At 68.0% G+C, this 15,924-nt stretch carries 18 protein-coding genes; 3 read left to right on the forward strand and 15 right to left on the reverse strand.

Annotated elements, in window-relative coordinates; translation table 11 throughout:
* Positions 1-21: 21 nt before the first annotated feature.
* A complete protein-coding gene (locus tag C5B90_RS04715) occupies positions 22-918 on the reverse strand; it encodes an NAD(P)-dependent oxidoreductase (protein ID WP_115879491.1) in 897 nt (298 codons plus the stop codon).
* A gap of 331 nt (positions 919-1,249) precedes the next feature.
* Here C5B90_RS04715 and C5B90_RS04720 point away from each other — a divergent pair, with 331 nt between their 5' ends.
* Together C5B90_RS04720 and C5B90_RS04725 are read left to right on the forward strand one after the other, a co-directional pair.
* Positions 1,250-1,918: a type I 3-dehydroquinate dehydratase gene (locus tag C5B90_RS04720; RefSeq protein ID WP_199517438.1), complete on the forward strand. Its 669-nt coding sequence runs from the start codon at positions 1,250-1,252 to the stop codon at positions 1,916-1,918.
* Positions 1,919-2,504: 586 nt separating this feature from the next.
* Positions 2,505-3,179 carry a type I 3-dehydroquinate dehydratase gene (locus tag C5B90_RS04725; protein WP_115880580.1) on the forward strand — a complete coding sequence of 225 codons (675 nt, stop codon included), beginning with the start codon at positions 2,505-2,507 and terminating at the stop codon, positions 3,177-3,179.
* Between the two features lie 76 nt (positions 3,180-3,255).
* On the opposite strand, the gene C5B90_RS04730 is transcribed toward C5B90_RS04725, so the two are convergent.
* The gene (locus C5B90_RS04730) at positions 3,256-4,206 is read right to left on the reverse strand and encodes a homoserine dehydrogenase (protein ID WP_115879492.1); all 951 of its coding nucleotides are present in this window, start codon (positions 4,204-4,206) and stop codon (positions 3,256-3,258) included.
* A complete protein-coding gene (locus C5B90_RS04735) occupies positions 4,203-4,736 on the reverse strand; it encodes an amino acid-binding protein (RefSeq protein ID WP_115879493.1) in 534 nt (177 codons plus the stop codon). Before C5B90_RS04735 ends, C5B90_RS04730 begins: the two co-directional genes overlap by 4 nt.
* Before the next feature lie 572 nt (positions 4,737-5,308).
* On the opposite strand from C5B90_RS04735, the gene C5B90_RS04740 reads away from it, so the two are divergent.
* The gene (locus C5B90_RS04740; protein WP_115879495.1) at positions 5,309-5,755 is read left to right on the forward strand and encodes an ester cyclase; all 447 of its coding nucleotides are present in this window, start codon (positions 5,309-5,311) and stop codon (positions 5,753-5,755) included.
* Positions 5,756-5,990: 235 nt separating this feature from the next.
* Here C5B90_RS04740 and C5B90_RS04745 read toward each other — a convergent pair whose 3' ends face one another.
* The 12 genes from C5B90_RS04745 to C5B90_RS04800 form a co-directional block, all read right to left on the reverse strand.
* Complete coding sequence (locus C5B90_RS04745) at positions 5,991-6,722, reverse strand: hypothetical protein (protein WP_115879496.1); 732 nt, start codon at positions 6,720-6,722, stop codon at positions 5,991-5,993.
* 107 nt (positions 6,723-6,829) lie between these two features.
* A complete protein-coding gene (locus C5B90_RS04750; protein WP_058568557.1) occupies positions 6,830-7,285 on the reverse strand; it encodes an OsmC family protein in 456 nt (151 codons plus the stop codon).
* Between the two features lie 64 nt (positions 7,286-7,349).
* A complete protein-coding gene (locus C5B90_RS04755; protein ID WP_115879498.1) occupies positions 7,350-7,934 on the reverse strand; it encodes a hypothetical protein in 585 nt (194 codons plus the stop codon).
* Positions 7,931-8,704 (reverse strand): P-loop NTPase, encoded by a 774-nt coding sequence (locus tag C5B90_RS04760; protein ID WP_058828432.1) that lies wholly within the window; start codon positions 8,702-8,704, stop codon positions 7,931-7,933. Before C5B90_RS04760 ends, C5B90_RS04755 begins: the two co-directional genes overlap by 4 nt.
* A 352-nt stretch (positions 8,705-9,056) precedes the next feature.
* Positions 9,057-10,070: a histidinol-phosphate transaminase gene (locus C5B90_RS04765; protein WP_115879500.1), complete on the reverse strand. Its 1,014-nt coding sequence runs from the start codon at positions 10,068-10,070 to the stop codon at positions 9,057-9,059.
* 99 nt (positions 10,071-10,169) lie between these two features.
* A complete protein-coding gene (locus C5B90_RS04770) occupies positions 10,170-10,904 on the reverse strand; it encodes an adenosylcobinamide amidohydrolase (RefSeq protein WP_115879502.1) in 735 nt (244 codons plus the stop codon).
* Positions 10,897-11,919 carry a threonine-phosphate decarboxylase CobD gene (gene cobD / locus C5B90_RS04775; RefSeq protein ID WP_115879504.1) on the reverse strand — a complete coding sequence of 341 codons (1,023 nt, stop codon included), beginning with the start codon at positions 11,917-11,919 and terminating at the stop codon, positions 10,897-10,899. Before cobD ends, C5B90_RS04770 begins: the two co-directional genes overlap by 8 nt.
* Entirely contained in the window at positions 11,909-12,961 is a 1,053-nt protein-coding gene (locus tag C5B90_RS04780; protein ID WP_115879506.1) for a nicotinate-nucleotide--dimethylbenzimidazole phosphoribosyltransferase, read from the reverse strand. The genes cobD and C5B90_RS04780 overlap by 11 nt, the downstream gene beginning before the upstream one ends.
* Positions 12,952-13,551 carry an NTP transferase domain-containing protein gene (locus tag C5B90_RS04785; protein ID WP_115879508.1) on the reverse strand — a complete coding sequence of 200 codons (600 nt, stop codon included), beginning with the start codon at positions 13,549-13,551 and terminating at the stop codon, positions 12,952-12,954. Before C5B90_RS04785 ends, C5B90_RS04780 begins: the two co-directional genes overlap by 10 nt.
* Entirely contained in the window at positions 13,551-14,315 is a 765-nt protein-coding gene (gene cobS, locus C5B90_RS04790) for an adenosylcobinamide-GDP ribazoletransferase (protein WP_115879510.1), read from the reverse strand. Before cobS ends, C5B90_RS04785 begins: the two co-directional genes overlap by 1 nt.
* Positions 14,306-15,214 carry a CobD/CbiB family cobalamin biosynthesis protein gene (locus C5B90_RS04795; RefSeq protein WP_115879512.1) on the reverse strand — a complete coding sequence of 303 codons (909 nt, stop codon included), beginning with the start codon at positions 15,212-15,214 and terminating at the stop codon, positions 14,306-14,308. Before C5B90_RS04795 ends, cobS begins: the two co-directional genes overlap by 10 nt.
* Entirely contained in the window at positions 15,205-15,840 is a 636-nt protein-coding gene (locus C5B90_RS04800) for an HAD family hydrolase (protein WP_115879514.1), read from the reverse strand. The genes C5B90_RS04795 and C5B90_RS04800 overlap by 10 nt, the downstream gene beginning before the upstream one ends.
* Positions 15,841-15,924 lie beyond the last annotated feature (84 nt).

Raw genomic sequence — 15,924 nt, forward strand, 5'->3', positions numbered from 1 at the left:
CGGTGACGGTCTGCCGTCGTCTCACTCGGGCGGGCTGTCCCACTCGGAGCCGTCGTCGGCCGGTTCGTAGTCGAGGACCGCCTTCGCGTGGTCGATGTCGAACCAGCGGGCCTTGTTGCCGCTCACCGCGTAGAACGTGTCGTAGGTGACCGACTCGTCTTCGAGACAGCATTCGAGCAGGTGCGCGAAGTCCCGCTGGGAGGTCCACGTCGCCTTGAGTCGCTTGACCATCTCCTCGTACTCGGTGCTCCCGCGCTCCCACGACCCGGTCTGGGACTGGTCCCACACCTCGCCCTCCTCGACTTTGTGCTCGTCACCGCGGTCGACGCCGCGCTCCGCGTCGCCGTAGGGGTGGTCGTAGCGCTCGGTCCGCACGCTGGAGATGCGAATCGAGTAGACCTGGTTCGGCGCGCCGTCGCGGCGGGCGTGCGTCCGGCAGATGTGCTCGCCGAACACCTTCGAGGCACCGTAGTAGCCGTCGGGCTTCGGGAGCGTCTCGTGGGTGAGCCGAAGCGGGTCGTACTTGCTGGGATAGTCCTCCTCGTAGAGGTCGGGCGCGAGGTCCTCCTCGTACAGCCCAACCACGCGCTGGGAGGAGGCGTAGATGAGCTTCTCGACGCCGGCGTCCTCCATCGCCTTGAGGACGTTGTACGTGCCCATGATGTTCGGCTCGACGATGTCCTCGAAGGCCGCGCCCGCGTCGGACTGCGCGGCGAGGTGGATAACGGCGTCCTGCCCGTCGAACGCCGGGCGAATCGCCTCGTAATCCGCGATATCTGCGACGAACGTCTCGTACTCCGGGTGTTCGGTCCGGTCGAGATACGTAAACTCGTACTCGTCTCGGTCCGCAAGGTGGTTGAGAATCGCTTCGCCCGCCTCACCGAACGGACCCGTGACTAGGACTTGCTGCGTAACCATCGTTACTGAGAGATACGGAACTCCTCGGTTTAAATCTTGGTGGCGGCGGTAAGTTCAGCCCAGCCGAACGAGCGACGCGCTGACCGCACATATTTCGACATTGTTGAAACGAATTTGGGCTGTAAGACCATGATAATTACAGAATTAAGCTTGTAATCTATCGCGGACAAACAGCGTTGTCCCCCGAGATTTCGCGGCTCTCACGTCCTTACAACATTATAGAAACGGCGGTGTCAGCGACTGTGGTTGGGGTTTCACGGCGATGACAGGAGCCGTCGCGACGCGCCCGCCGAGGGAACTATTTTTATACGAGTATTTGGTATCAAGCCACATGGGTGCGGACGCATACTCGTTGGCCGGAGTGACCGAGACGCTGACCGAAGCGACGGCCGCGGAAGGCATCGCGGACTTCGTTGAGTTCCGGATGGACGGGGCGGACCGCCCGCTCGACGCGCTCGACGAGTACGACGGGACGGTCCCGCTCATCGTCTCGAACCGGCCGGAGTGGGCCGGCGGCACCGCCGGTGAGTCCGAGCGACTGGAGACGCTCGCGACCGCCGCCGCGTTCGACGCCGTCGAGATGGTCGACGTGGAACTTCGGACGATTCGCGAGTGCGAGTGGCTTCGGGACGAACTGCACGGACACGACGTCGAACTGATAGTCTCTCACTACGACGGCCACAAGACTCCTCAGAAGTCAGAACTGAACCAAATTATATCAGAATGTAATGAATACGGTGATGTGGCGAAAGTCGTCGTGTTCGCCGAGGAGAAAACGGACTCGCTCTCGCTGTTGCAGTCGTTCAACGCCGCCTCCGAGGGGGGAGTGCGAGTCACCGGATACGCATTGGGTGATATCGGCCGACACACTCGCGTTATCGGCGTCTTTTACGGTGCGTCCATCGCCTACGCGCCCGTTGTCAGTAACGAGCGCGGCCCGAACGACATCGACCTCAGAAAGCTATCGAACCTTCTCGATTGGGTCGCTTCCGCGCGCTGAGGCCGTACTCTCGGTGTCGAACATGTGGACACGGACACGCACTGAAATTACCGGCCTGCCCGGAAAACAGTCCGCGACATCCGGGACTGCAGAGGGCGAGCGCTTCGAAGGTGCCGGACCAGAATATGCAGATAATGACAGAATTAACGTATACAAAATTTTCTTATATGTATTCAGTATGACTCGCGCTCTCGACCGCGCGTAGTCCAGCTATCACTGGCGCTGCGCAACTGAGCGGGCAGTCCCGAGCGCAGGCACGCCCTCGTACCTAGCACCGACGACTGTCTCCGCGGTCCCGACTCGGGACAACAGCGAATAGCCGACGATGAGCGACGAACACCGAAGATGTCTCGAAGGCATTCAAAACCGCGCCGACAGAGCGTCGGCTCACGCCGATTATTCTGGATGAACATTCCAGAGAATCCGCCGAAAACGGCGTCTCTCACCGCCTACGAGGAGGTGAGAACTCTTGCGCCGACAGCTAACATTTATACGCGGCGGAGTGATAGGCGTTCACATGAAACTTGACGAGTCTGCGCTGGCGGCGACAACAAACGACCTCACACGAGAGGTAGACGCACGAGGGGTGGCAGACCTCATCGAATTCCGAATGGACAAGGCGGACGACCCGCTCGAACAACTCGCCGCGTACGACGGCGAACTCCCGATAATTGCGACCAATCGCGCTCGCTGGTTCGGGGGAAAGGCAAGCGACACCGGACGACTGGACGACCTGTTTTCCGCATCTCGGTACGACGCTGTGGAGTTCGTGGACATCGAACTCGAGACCGTACGCGCCAAGGAGTGGCTGGCTCACGAGTTCCGCGAGAACGACGTCCAACTCATCATCTCGCACCACGACTTCGACGAGACGCCCGACCGCGAGGTCCTCGACGCCATCATCGAACAGTGCGCGGAGTTCGGCGACATCGCGAAGGTGGCAGTCTTCCCCCAGAACCAAGGTGACACGCTCACCCTCCTCGAGGCCGTCAACGACGCGACTAACCGCGGCATCGACGTTGCCGGTATCTCCATGGGCGAAATCGGGAGCCACACGCGGGTCATCGGCCATCTCTACGGGTCGAAGCTCGGCTACGCGCCCCTGCTCGCGGACGACAACGACTACGCGCCGGGGCAGATTCCGCTCGAAAAGCTCGCCTCGCTCATCGAACTCACGAAAAACGAGCGCGTCGACGGGCAGGTCATCGACACGCTCCGGAACGAAGTGTCGGTGCCGAAGGAACTGACGCTCTCGGACTGACGCCGGAAAAACTGGCGACTGTCCGCCGTCAACAGACTCGTTTCATCTCTTTTCGCCGCGGACTCGTCGCCCGGCGTCAGTCGGCAAGTCGTTCGACATCCGTCAGCACCGCGCTCGCCGTCTCGGGACCGCCGGCCCCTTGGCCGGTAATACCCAGTCGACCGCAGTAGTCGGCTTCGATCTGAACGGCGTTTTCGGTCCCTGACGGGGCGACAGCCCCGTTTTCAGGTACCAGTCGCGGGCCGACGCGGACCGCGCCGTCCACGACTTCGACGATGAGTCGAATCGTCTGGCCGTCTTCCTGTGCCAAGTTGAGCATGCTCCCCGAGAGCTCCTGAATCCCCTCGACGTCGGCGTCATCGAGCGTGAACTCCGTCTCACCGTCGGAGAGGACGTTGGCGACGATGACACCCTTGAGTGCCGTGTCCGTGCCGTCGACATCGAAGGTAGGGTCGGCCTCGGCGACGCCGAGGTCCTGTGCCTCCGCGAGGACATGCTCGTAGTCGAGGCCCTCGGCGGCCATCCGCGAGAGGACGAAGTTGGCCGTCCCGTTCAACACACCGTAGACCGCCGACACCCGCGACGGGCCCACGTCCTCGATGGTCGAGAGGATAGGAAGTGCACCGCCGACGGTCGCGCCGAAGCGGACCGTCCCCTCGCTCTCGGCTTCGAGCGCCCGCACGTCTGCGTAGCGCTCGGCGACCGGACCCTTGTTCGCGAGCACGACGTGGCGGTCGTCGGCCAGCGCGCGCTCGACGTGCGAAAAGCCGGGTTCGGCGTTGCCAAGCGTCGTCGGCGTCGCCTCCACCAACACGTCGTAGTCGGCGTCGAACACCGCCCCGGGGTCCGCCTCGCCGACCACGCCGTCTTCCTGCTTCTTCGCGAGCACCGCGTCGGCGTCGAGGCCGTCGGCGTCGACGGCGGCGCTCTCGGAGTCCGCGAACGCGGTCACGGTGTGGCCGTGTTCCGCGGCGAGTTCGACGACGGCACTCCCGACCGCACCGGCGCCGAGAACACACAGTCTCACGCGCGACCCCCCACGGTCAGCGGCTCGACGAACTGCAGGTCTTTCTCGTCGGCGATTTCACGCATCGCGGCGAGGACTTCTTCAGTCGCCCCCGACGCGGCCGCCAACTGGAAGCGGGCGCTGGAGACGTTGATGGAGCCGGCGGGCGCGGACAGCGAGATGTCGGTGACGGTCGCGTTCCGCGTCGCCTCGATCTGCGTCAGCGTGTCGGAGAGGTCCGTCTCGATGAGGTGTCCCGAGAGGATGATGGTGAGGCGCTCGCTGTAGCGCTCGGTTCCGGCCTGAATGACGTTGATGCCGGCGTCGCTCAGCCCCTCGACGATGTTGTCGAAGCGGTCGGGAGTCGCCTCAATATCGACCTCCACCGGGATGTAACCGCGCGGGGTGACGTTACCGCGCTCGTGGAAAATCGAGAGGAGATTCCCCCCATGTTCGGCGATGGGCTGGAGCGAGCGCAGGAGTTCGCCGGGTTCGTCGACGAGTTCGAGACGGAGCGTGTACGCTTGGACGTCGTTGTGCACCTCACTCATCCGTACAACACCGTACCAACGTGTCGTTCATTGTCGGGAGTCGAGCGAGCACACCCATATACGTATTGCGTTCGAACGGCTCGGACACTGACCGCGGACGCGGCCGTCGTCCCGCCTGCTGTGAGAGAGTCATCGCTGAGGGTTCGCCGTACGCGCGTCGACCCGAAATGTGCTCAGGTTCGCTACAAAGATTACCGCGCCGAAGCGGCGATTGGGACCGAAGAGAAAGTTAGATATTACACAATACTCTCTGACAGAGGACCACTGGTCACGAACTAGCCCCAGGCCAGAATTCGATGAAAATCAGATATACATGGGATACCAGCCCAATCACAATACATATAGTATTATTTCAAACTATACCTGTGTCATATATTCTGCCCGATCATCATACATGATCTACACAATATTGCTTGTGTATTATATGAACATATCTAATCGCCCGAACTACACGGTTCTAACAAACAATAGTTAACAGACCACACAGCGTAGATATAGCTGTATCCGCCGCGGTCGGCGAGCGAACGCGCGGCCGTCCGCGGACGGGTGCGGCGGAGAGGAGAGAACACAGAATGGCATCAGCAAGCACACCGACACCGACGCCGACGGGGAACGAGCGAATCGCTCGACGCTTCCCGGAGGAAGTCGCGGGCGAGGGGAACATCGGCCTCATCGACGAGATTTGTGCCGAGGACGTCCTCGACCACAGCCCGCTCGGAGAGGTCCGCGGACGCGACGAACTCAAAGCGCAGATTTCGGGCATTCGAGACTCGTTCAGCGACTTCTCGGCGACGGTCGAAGACGCGATTACGGAGGGTGACACGGTCGCGATGCGCGTCACGCTCCGCGGGACGCACGACGGCACGTTCATGGGCATCGAACCGACCGGGAAGACCGTCGAGGTCGGCAACATGGTGTTCACCCGCATCGAAGACGACATGATAGCCGAGCGGTGGGTCCAACCGGACATGCTCGGCATGCTCACGCAACTCGGTGCGGTGGAACTACCTGAGGCGTAACTAACGAGAACGATACTTTTTGCGCGACGGACGCGCCGCTCGGCAACTGAGAAGGAAGCACGGGCGACCGGGCACCCGCCCGCACTCCACGGACACTGGGGAAAAACCTCCCCTGTATACGCAACCCAAGTGCAGGTATCTACCTGCAGTAGACGCTACAACGTCATCTGTTAAAACATTTTTCAAGTGTCATATGCGACGTGTGGACACAGTCCACCCGGCGGCGGCTGACGAGTCACCCGTCGAACTTCGAGAGTCGGCGGCGCTCCTGTGCGAGGATTCGCGCCCAGTAGTCGAACAGGACGCTGTCGATGTCGTACACGTCGGCGATGCGTCGGACCCACTCGTCGTCCGAAAACAGCAGTCGCTGGAACGTCCGGACGTCGGGGTCGAGTTCGGTCCGCCGGCCGGTGTAGTAGGCGACGGTCTGCTCGCGGGTCCGCTCGACCAACAGCGGGGGGACGAAGATGCCCGACTCCCGGGCGACGTAGGTGAACCACTCCAGATGGAGAATCGCGTCGGCGAGGACGAACCGCTCGGCGAAGCCGTCGACGTACGCCGTCGCCGGTCGCCCGTCGACGTACACGTCTTCCGGGCGGGAGAACCGCGGCACCGACAGGTGCGGGAGGTCGTCGGCGTAGCGCTCGGCGACCCGCCGAAGTCGGACGTCCACGTAGGCGCAGGGCCCCGCGAGGCCGAGTTCGTACCACAGCGGCATCCACTGACAGAACGGGTCGCAGAACACCGCGTCGGCCAGCAGGTCGGCGGCGACCGAACGGGCGAGGTCCGGGGGCAGGTCGGTCCGTCCCGCGCGCATGGCGTCTGTCGCGCGGACCACCCGCGACTCGAAGTCGCCGACGCGGAGGCCCATGCCCGCGGCTACGTCGTGAACGTACTCGGCACCGATTCGGTACCAGTCTGCGAAGTCGGCCGGTCGACGGAGTCGAAGGAGGCGCAGAACAGTCACAGGAGAACTACGGGTGACGGCGGTTTGGCTCTATCCCCGTTGCGAACGGAAGACGGCGCGGTCGACGGGCGATTCCCGCGGCGGCGACGGCGACGCGAGGGCGGCACCTACCGGCGGTCGAACGAGAGCGCGAGCGGCGTCGCGTTGCTCAGGTTGTCGCTGACCGGACAGCGCGATTCGACCGCGGAGAGCCACGCGCCGATGGTCTCGGCGTCGGCGTCGACGTCGGCGGTGACCGCGACGCGAACCTCCTCGTAGCCGGCGCGGGCGTCGTCGCCCTTGCCCATGAACTTCGCGGGGTTCAGATCGCCCTCGATGGAGATCTCGAGGTCCCGTACGTCGAGGTCCATCTCGCGGGCGACCACGTGGGCCGTGACGTTCAGACAGCCGGCGAGCGCGCCGAGGAGGTACTCGACGGGGTTCGGACCGGCGTTCGCTCCACCGAGCGATTCGGGCTCGTCGACGACGAACTCGAAGCCACGGGTGGAGACGCGGGTCTCGGTGGGCGATGCGGCTTCCGCGGCGACGGCGAAGGTCAGGGTCTGGGATTTCTCGGCGGACATGCCTAAAGAGAGACGCGCCGGGACGATAGCCACAGAAGACGGTTCTCAGCCCTCGGGAAGCGTGTTAGCGGCTGTCTGTCCCGGGTTCTATCGCGGCCGAATCGCCCGCATCGTCCGCCAGCACGTCGTCGAGTCCCCACTCCGACGCCCTCGCGCGGGCCTCCTCGCGGGCCTCGGACCGAATCTCCTCGATTGCGTCGGCGTCGGCGAGGAACGCTTCGACTGCGCTCTGGTCGCGGCCCTCTTCGCGACGGGCGGCGGGGGCGGCGTCGACGGTCTGTTCGGCCAACCGCTCGTCGCCGGCGAGGACGCGGGCCGGCTCGCCCGGCGGGATACGGAACGCCTCGACCTCGTGGGCGTCCGCGAGGGCCGCGGCGTCGACGGCGTGGACCGCGGCGCGGGTCGGACCGGTGACCGCGAATCCCTCCAACCCGTCGCGGCCGCCGACCTCGCGCTCCGTGTCGTAGGCGAGGACGGGGATCCCGTCTTCGAACGTGACGACGCCGCGGGTGGTCTCGCCGAGGAGGAGCGCGTCCTGCGGCTCGAAGACGACGTAGCCGGTCAGTTCCTCATCGAGTACCGCCCGAAGGACCGCCGCGGCGTCGTCGACGACGCGCGACCGGCGGAGTTCGCCCCGTGGGATTCTCATATCCGCTCGGGGACGACGGCGCTTTTGAACCGCTCCGCCACGTCGCGGCCGTCGCCGTCGCGCACGTCGAGTCGGGCGGCCGCCTCGCGGAAGGCGTCGGCGGCCGGGTCGTCGGGGGCGTGCGCGAGGAGGGGTTTGCCCTCGCGGCGGGCCGCCCGGACCGCGTCGCTCTCGGGGACTGAAGCGAGCGTCTGCCCGCCGAAGTAGCGGCCGGCCTGCTCGGCGATTCGGTCGACGTTCTCGTCGGGTTGCACGCGGTTGAACACCACGCCCGCCGTGTCGGTGCCGTACGAGTGGGCGTACTCCTGGACTTTCAGCCCGTCGGACAGCGACGGCACGGTGGGCTGGAGGACGACGACGATGCGGTCCGCGAGGACGACCGGAAGCACCGCGCTCTTCGAGCCGAGCGCGGCGGGCGAATCGAGGAGGAGCACGTCCGTGTCGGCGGCGAGTTCGGCAACCACGTCGCGGAGGCGACCAGGGTCTGCAGCCTCGAACGCCGCGAGACTCGTCCCGCAGGGGACGACCGACATGCCGAACCGCTCGTACACCGCGTCGGACACGGCAGCGTCGCGCTCGTCGACGAGTAAGTCGTGGAGCGTCACGTCGGCGTCGTCCAACCCGGCGTGGAACAGCAGGTTCGCCATGCCCGTGTCCGCGTCGATGACGGTCACGTCGTAGTCCTCGGCGAGCGCCATCCCCAGCGCGAGCGTACTCGTCGTCTTCCCCGTGCCGCCCTTCCCGCTGGCGACGGCGAACGCCTCGACCATGCCCCCACGTGCCCGGTGATTTCGCATAAGTGTTCGGAACGGCTGTGGACGCGCGCCGACGAATGTCGTGTCAAACAGTAACAAGCATTAATAGTGAGGGCATCATGGTGTGAAACGACCACTGATGTTCCGAATTGTCATCCAATCGTTCGCTTTCGCAGTCGATGGCTCGACGTTCGCGGTGTACGCGACCCTCCTCACCATCGCGTTCATCGTCTATCTGAATCGGTGACTCGGCGCGGTTCGGGACGCGATGGTGAGCGCGTTTCGCGGCTCCGGCGGGGAGAAAGTGGGCCCGAGACCCACTGGCGGCCGCTTCGATGCGTCGAAAGCGAGACGCGACCGTGGCGGCTCAGTCCGCTTCGGCGAGCGCGTCGAGCAGGCGGTCGTTCTCGTCCGGGCGGCGGACGTTGATTCTGACGTGCGAGTCGAGCCGCTGGTAGTCGCGAGCGTCGCGGACGGCGAAGCCGCGGCGTCGGGTCTCGTGGAGGACGCGGTCGACGTCGTCGGCGCGGAACAAGACGAGCGTACTATCGGCCGGGTGCGGGTCGTAGCCGAGTCGGTCCAGCCCCGCGATTATCCGCGGGCGCTCCCGTTCGACCCGGTCGCGCGTCGCTTCGAGGAAGTCGTCCTGTTTGAGACAGAACGTCGCGACTTCTACCGCGGGGGCCGACAGCACCCACGTACAGCGCGCTCGCGAGAGCCGGTCGCCGAGGTCGCCCGTCGCGGCCGCGAAGCCCGCGCGGAGCGAGGGGACGCCGAAGACGTTCGTCACCGAGTGGAGGGCGATGACGCCGTCGAGGCCGGCCGTGCTCGGGAGGCGCGTGAAGCCGAGGTACGACTCGTCGACGATGACGGGCGTGTCAGCCCGGCGGCAGTCGTCGATGAACGCCCGAAGCTCGTCTCGCGGGTAGGCCGTCCCGAGCGGGTTCGCTGGGTAGCTGAGAATCACCGCCGCATGCTCGGCGGGGTCGACGGTTTCGAGCAGGCGGTCGTGGGGAACGTGGACCGGCTCGCCGCCTTGGAGCCGGATCTCGCGGGCGTACTCGCCACAGCAGGGGGCCGGGAGCGCCACGCTGTCGCCCGGCGAGACGGTTACCCCGACGGCGAGCCGCATCGCCTCGATGACGCCTGCGGCGGGGACGACATCCTCGGGGTGACAACCCACGAACTCCGCGGCGGCGACGCGGAACCGCGAGTAGTCGTCCAACGAGTACCGCTGTGACGTGGAAAGCGCCGATTCGTAGACGCCGGCGATTCCGGGCGGGCGTTCCGGGTTCGAGCCGGTGCTGAAATCGACGAGGGAGTGGTCGGCGGTCCCGCCGTGGGTCACGTGGTCGACGTCGGAAACGGAACCGGGGTCCATACCAACGTGCTAGCCACCAACCATAATCAAGGCTTCTGCGGGGACCATTTATCTACCACCGTTGATTTCTCGGCCAAGAAGGCGTTTCGCCGGCGGTTCTCAAATCGAAGAGACGGTCGCGCGGTCGTCGGCGACGACGCCGTAGCTCGCCTCGTCGACGCCCCGCGGAATCGGGTCGGCGTCGTACCGCGAATCGATGCTCGCGAGCACCGCGTCGCGGACGCAGACCCGCGCCGCGTTGCCGACTTCGGTCGCGCTCCCCGAGAACGTCACCGAGTCGCCGGTGGGGTCGCACGCGGCGACGACCGCGTCGGTCGTCGTCCCCGGCGCGCCGCAACGCGCGAGGAGCGTCGCCGCCTTCGCCTCGACGGCCACGGCGACGAGGTTCGCAAGCGCACCCGGCTCCAGCGACCGGGTCGTCCCGACGAAAACGTTGACCGTGCCGACCGAGCCGTCTCGCTCGGCGTCGCCGACGACTGCCGCGTCAGACGTGTCTGACTCGTCGCACTTCCCCATCGACTCGCCGTCTATCGGGAGCTCCGCCGGGTTCGACACGCCCGCGGTGGCGACCACCTCGACCGGGCCGAACCGGGCGCGTCGGGCGTGTTCCTGCCCCACGCCCGTCAGGAGTGTCGGCCCGCGCTCATCGAACTCGGCCGCCGAGAGCCGCCGCTCGACGTACGCGTCGAGGTCCGTCTCGGGCCAGCCCTCGGGGACGGTGACGTTGAACGCGGCATCGGCCTGCGACTCGCCGCCGGCGTAGCCCGTCGAGAGCCAGCGCGTGTCCGGACGAATCAGCCGACAGACGCCGTCGCGGCGCGTCGCCTCAAACATCGGTGGCGACGGCGGCGAGCGCCCGGAGCAGTTCGTCGTTCTCGTCGGGGCGTTTCACCGCGACGCGGACGTGCGAGTCGAGCGTCGGAAACGTCGTCGCGTCCCGGATGGCGACCCCGTGGTCGCGGGCGGTCTCGACCACCGCGTCCACGTCGCGGTCGCCGACGTCGAGGAGGAAAAACGGCGCGTCCGACGGGTACACGTCGAAGGCCTCGGACAGCGTCTCGCGGAGTCGCTCGCGCTCGTCCGCGACGCGCTCTCGCGTGCGCGAGACGAACTCGGCGTCGTCCATGCAGTACGTGCCGACGGCGGCCGCGGGCGTGGAGAGCGACCACGCCCGCCGGGCCACGGCGAGTCGGTCGCCGAGGTCGCCGGTGGCGACGGCGAAGCCGGCGCGGATGCCCGGCAGGCCGAACATCTTCGTCAGCGAGCGAGCGACGACGACGCCGGATTCGCCCGCGAGGCTCGGTTCGTCGGTGAAATCGAGGAACGCCTCGTCGACGACGAGGACCGTGTCGACCTCGCGGCAGCGCGCCGCGAACGCCCGGAGGTCGTCGGCGGGCGCGAGTTCGCCCGTCGGGTTGTTCGGCGTGCAGACGACTGCGACCGCGTGGTCCGCGGGGTCGGCATCGAGTATCGCGTCGTGGGCGACGGGAACCGGCTCCGCGCCCTGCAGGCGAATTTCACGGTCGTACTCTCCAAAACTTGGTTGAGGGACGAGCGCGGTGTCGCCGGGTGAGAGCGTCACCTCGAACGCGAGTCGCAGGGCTTCGAGACCGCCCGCGGTCGGCACGACCGCTGCAGGGACACAGCCGACGTAGTCGCCGGCGGCTCCCCGGAAGTCAGCGTAGTCGTCGTCGGGGTAGCGGGTCGAGGCGTCGAACGCCTCGCGGTACACCGCCTCGACGCCGTCGGGACGCTCGGGGTTCGTGTTCGCGCTGAAGTCGAGGACGGTCGGGTCGGTCGTCCCGCCGTGAGGGACGCGGCTCCCCGTCCGGACGGATTCAGGGTCCATCGTCGATGTCGGCGTCAGCCTCGGTGTCGGCCCCGGCAGCGTCGGCCGTCGCGGTCCCGGTCTCGACCGCGTCGGGGTCCAACGTCGAGAGCACGTCGAGCGTGGCCGCCTCCACGTCGTCGAGGACACCCATTCGGTCGGCGAGCATGAGCGCGCCGCCCATACCCGCACCCTCCTTGGCCTCGCCCGCGTCGTAGCGGTCCAGCGGGTGCGTCTCGAAGCCGGGGTCAGTGACCGTCAGGTCCACGTCGAGCGCGTCTGCGGCGTCGGCCAGTTCGGGCACGTCGTCGGCGAGATACGAGGTGGTGGCGAGCGTCAGGTCGCCGTTCGCGCCGGCGTGGCGGGCGAGCGCGGCGGCCGCGAGCAGTTGGGTTCCGCCGCCGAGCGTCACGTCGATGCCGTTTTCGAGCGCGCCGACGGTGAGTCCGGCCACGACCGGAAGCACCGGGTCGCCGAGATAACGGGCGGCGCGCCGGGGCTTGTGGGCCGCGAAGCCGGGTTCGACGTCGCTGGCTTCGAACGCCTCGGCGACGACCTCCTCTTTCAGGCTCGTCGGGTTGTCCGGCAGCGACGACGAGACGGGGAACTCCTCGCCGAGCGCGCGGAACACCGCGAGCGCCGTGGTCGTCCCGCCGGGGACGGTCTCGCCGATGACGAGTTCGTCCTCGGGGAGCGCGAGGCCCATCCGCCGGGCCGCCTCGAACGCACCGGGGGCGGTCGGGACCGGTTCGCTCTCGCGGATGTCGCGGCCGGGTCGCGCGCCCACGTCGATGGTCGGCGCGGCGCTCGGCTTCGCGAGGCCGGCGTCCACGGTGAGCACGTCGAAGCCGGTGAGTTGCTTGACGGCGCGGGTGACGGCCGCAGGCGTCGGACAGCCCGTCGGACTGACCGGCGTCACCGGCGAGCGGACGGGCTCGCCGTACTCGATGATTTCGGCGTCGGCGCTCGGCGTGTGACCGACGAGCGAGGGGTCCGCGCCGGCGGCGCTGATGCCGGGAATCTTCGCCGTCTCGGTCGTGCCGGCGACGAGGACTACTCGCATCGGTCCTCCGCGAGCGCGATGTCTGTCGGGCGGTTCACGTTGAGTGCGAGTCTGGAGTCGGTGGAGAGGTACATAGTCGGGTGAGTGTCGGTGTCGGTGTCGGTGTCAGTATGGGTTCCCGCCTCAGCGTCCGCGGGACCGACGACGCCCAGTCCGGTCGGGCAGACGGCGGTCCCCTCGTGGTCGAAGACGAGCGCGTCGTCGACGCTGGCTCCGAGGTCCCACTTCAGTTCGACGGGGACGCACGCGGTGGCGGCCCCGCCGTCTGCGGCCGAAACGACCGCATCGACGTGTTCGGGAGCCACGAGCGGCAGGTCGGCGACGACGGTGACGACCGGCCGGGAGACGCGGTCAAGCGCGAATCCGAGGTCGGAGACGTAGCCGTCGCCGGGAGCCTCGATGGGGTCGAGGCCGAGGTCGGCGGCGCGGTCGCGGGTGTTCGGCGTGTGCGGCGAGGTGACCGCGCGGACGCGCTCGACGCTCGAATCGCGGAGCGCCGCGGCGACTCGGTCGAGCATGGGCCGCCCGCAGATGTCCACGAGCGGCTTTTCGACCGGCGCGTCGAGGCGGGTGCCGCGGCCGCCGCACATCACGAGAGCGTCCACGTCACCACCCCCACGTGGACGGCCGCGGCGCGGGCCAGTTCGTTCGTCGCGCCCAGCAGGTCGCCCGAGACGCCGCCGAGTCGGGCCCGACCCCACGAGCGGACGAGGAGCGCGACGACCGGCCCGCAGCAGAGCGCGGCGACGACCGCGGGGCCGCCCGTGACCGGCGCGAGCGCGACGACCGGGAGACAGGCCACGGCGACGGCGAGGAGCCCCGACGGGCTGTTCTCGCCGACGAGCGCCGAGCCGAGTCCCTCGTGGGCGGGCGCGCCGAGACAGACCAACGTCGCCATGCCGGCTTTCGCGCCGACCTCGGCGGCGAGCGCGATTGCGACGGCGGCCGTGAGGCCGACGCGACCACCCGCGCCCGCGAGGCCGAACGCGCCGAGCGCGAGGACGACGAACGTCAGCCCGAACGCGAGCAGGCCGCCGACGCCGGTCTGTGAGTCCTTCAGGACCGACAGCCGCCGGTCGGCATCGCCGTGAACGACCGCGGCGTCGCCGAGGTCCGCGAGGCCGTCGGCGTGGGTGACGCCCGTCACGAGATACAGCGTCACGAGGTACAGCGCGGCCGCGGTCGGAATCGGCAGGGGGAGTAACAGCGGGAGCGCGGCCAGCGCGCCGACGACGTAGCCGACGAGCGGGAACGTCACGGGCGCGCGCCTGAAAGCGTCCCAGTTCGACTCGTCGCCGCCGACGGGGAGGCGGGTGAGGAAGCCGAGCGCGCCGCGGAGGGCGGTCAGAACCACGCGACCACCCCCGCGACGGCGAACGCGGCGAGGCCCGCCCGCGAGACGAGTCGGACGCCCCGCGCGGCGGTCGCCGCGTCGGGAGCCTCGGGACCGCCGTCGAGCAGGTAGTGACCGGGCTTTTCCAGTCGCGTCTCAAGGAGGACCGCGAGCGTCGCCATCGGCCATCCCGAGTTGGGCGACGACGGCCGCCGTGCCAACTCGCCGGCCCGCGTCACCGTGGCCGGCGCGCCGGCGACGACGGCCAGTAAGACGGCCGAGACGCGCGCCGGGAGCCACATCACCGCGTCGTCGAGGCGGGCCGGCACGCGACCGACCGGCTTGTGTCGGTAGCCGAGCATCGAGTCGAGCGTGTTGACGCCTTTGACCCATGCGGCCGCGCCGACCGCGAACGGGAGCGAGACGGGCGCGAGGAGCGTAAACGCGAGCAACGGGGCGACGAGGCCGTCGGCGAGATTCTCCGCGGCGCTCTCGACGGCGGCGCTCCGGATGTCGGCCGCCGAGAGCGACGACGGGTCGCGCCCGGCCAGCGCCCGGAGTTCGTACCGGGCGGCGTCGAGGTCGGATTCGTCCGCGGTCGCCGAGACGACCGTCTCGGCCGCATCGAGGAGCATCCGAAGGCTCGTGGTCGAAAACAGCGCGAGCGCGGCGACGGCCGCGCCGAGCCACGGCGAAACGAGCGTCGCAGCCCACGTCGCACCCGCGGCGACGCCCGCGGCGAACGCCGGGAGCGCGACGGCCGCGAGCGCGCCGACGAGCGTCGGACGGGCCCACTCGCGGTCGACGGGGGAGACGAGTCGTCCGAACAGCGCGACCGGGTGGATGCGCGCCGGGGGTTCGGCGAAGCCCCGGTCGAGCGCCGCGGCGGCGACGACGGCGGCCGCGGCGGTCACGGACACGGGTCCTCCCCGGCGCGCAGTCTCGCCGCGACCGATTCGAGCGTCGTCTCCCGCAGGTTCACGAATCGGCCGCCGACCGCCTCGATGCCGCCATCGGAGTCCGGGTCGTCGCCGACGTGGACCAGTTCGGCCGCATCGACGCCGAGGCCGCGGGCCGCCGCCTCGAAGGCCTGTTGGTGGGGTTTCCGCCACCCGCAGGCGACGCTCGTCGTGATGTCGTCGAAGCCGCGCCGGTCGAGGTCCGACCGGATGAGCGTCCGCGCGACGAGTTCGGGAACGGAACAGTTCGAGAGGAGGCCGACCGGGCCGGCCTCGCGGGCAGCAGCGACCGCTTCGACCGCGCCGGGACGAGTGGTCACCTCGGGGTCGAACGCCGTGATGACCGCGCGGCGGGCGGCGTTGTCCGGGGAGGCGACGCCCCGAGAGCGAAGCGCCGCGGCGACGTGGGCCGGAAGCGGGACTTCCGCGCCCTCGGGCGCGTCGATGTGGACCTCGCGGTAGGCGTCATCCCAGTCGTCGGGGACGGCGACGCCGTACTCGCGGAGCGCGTCTGCGACCGCCGCACCGGGGTCTGACGGGTACTCGGCGTCGACGAGCGTGCCGAAGAGGTCGAACGTGACTGCCACTAGAATTTCATTGGCGAAACTGTACTTGAATATAGCGAAGCGGGGGATTCGGCTGTGGTGACCCATCGAGTCTCTCGCTGGCCG

The organism is Haloferax sp. Atlit-12N (assembly GCF_003383095.1).
Classification (GTDB): Archaea; Halobacteriota; Halobacteria; order Halobacteriales; family Haloferacaceae; genus Haloferax.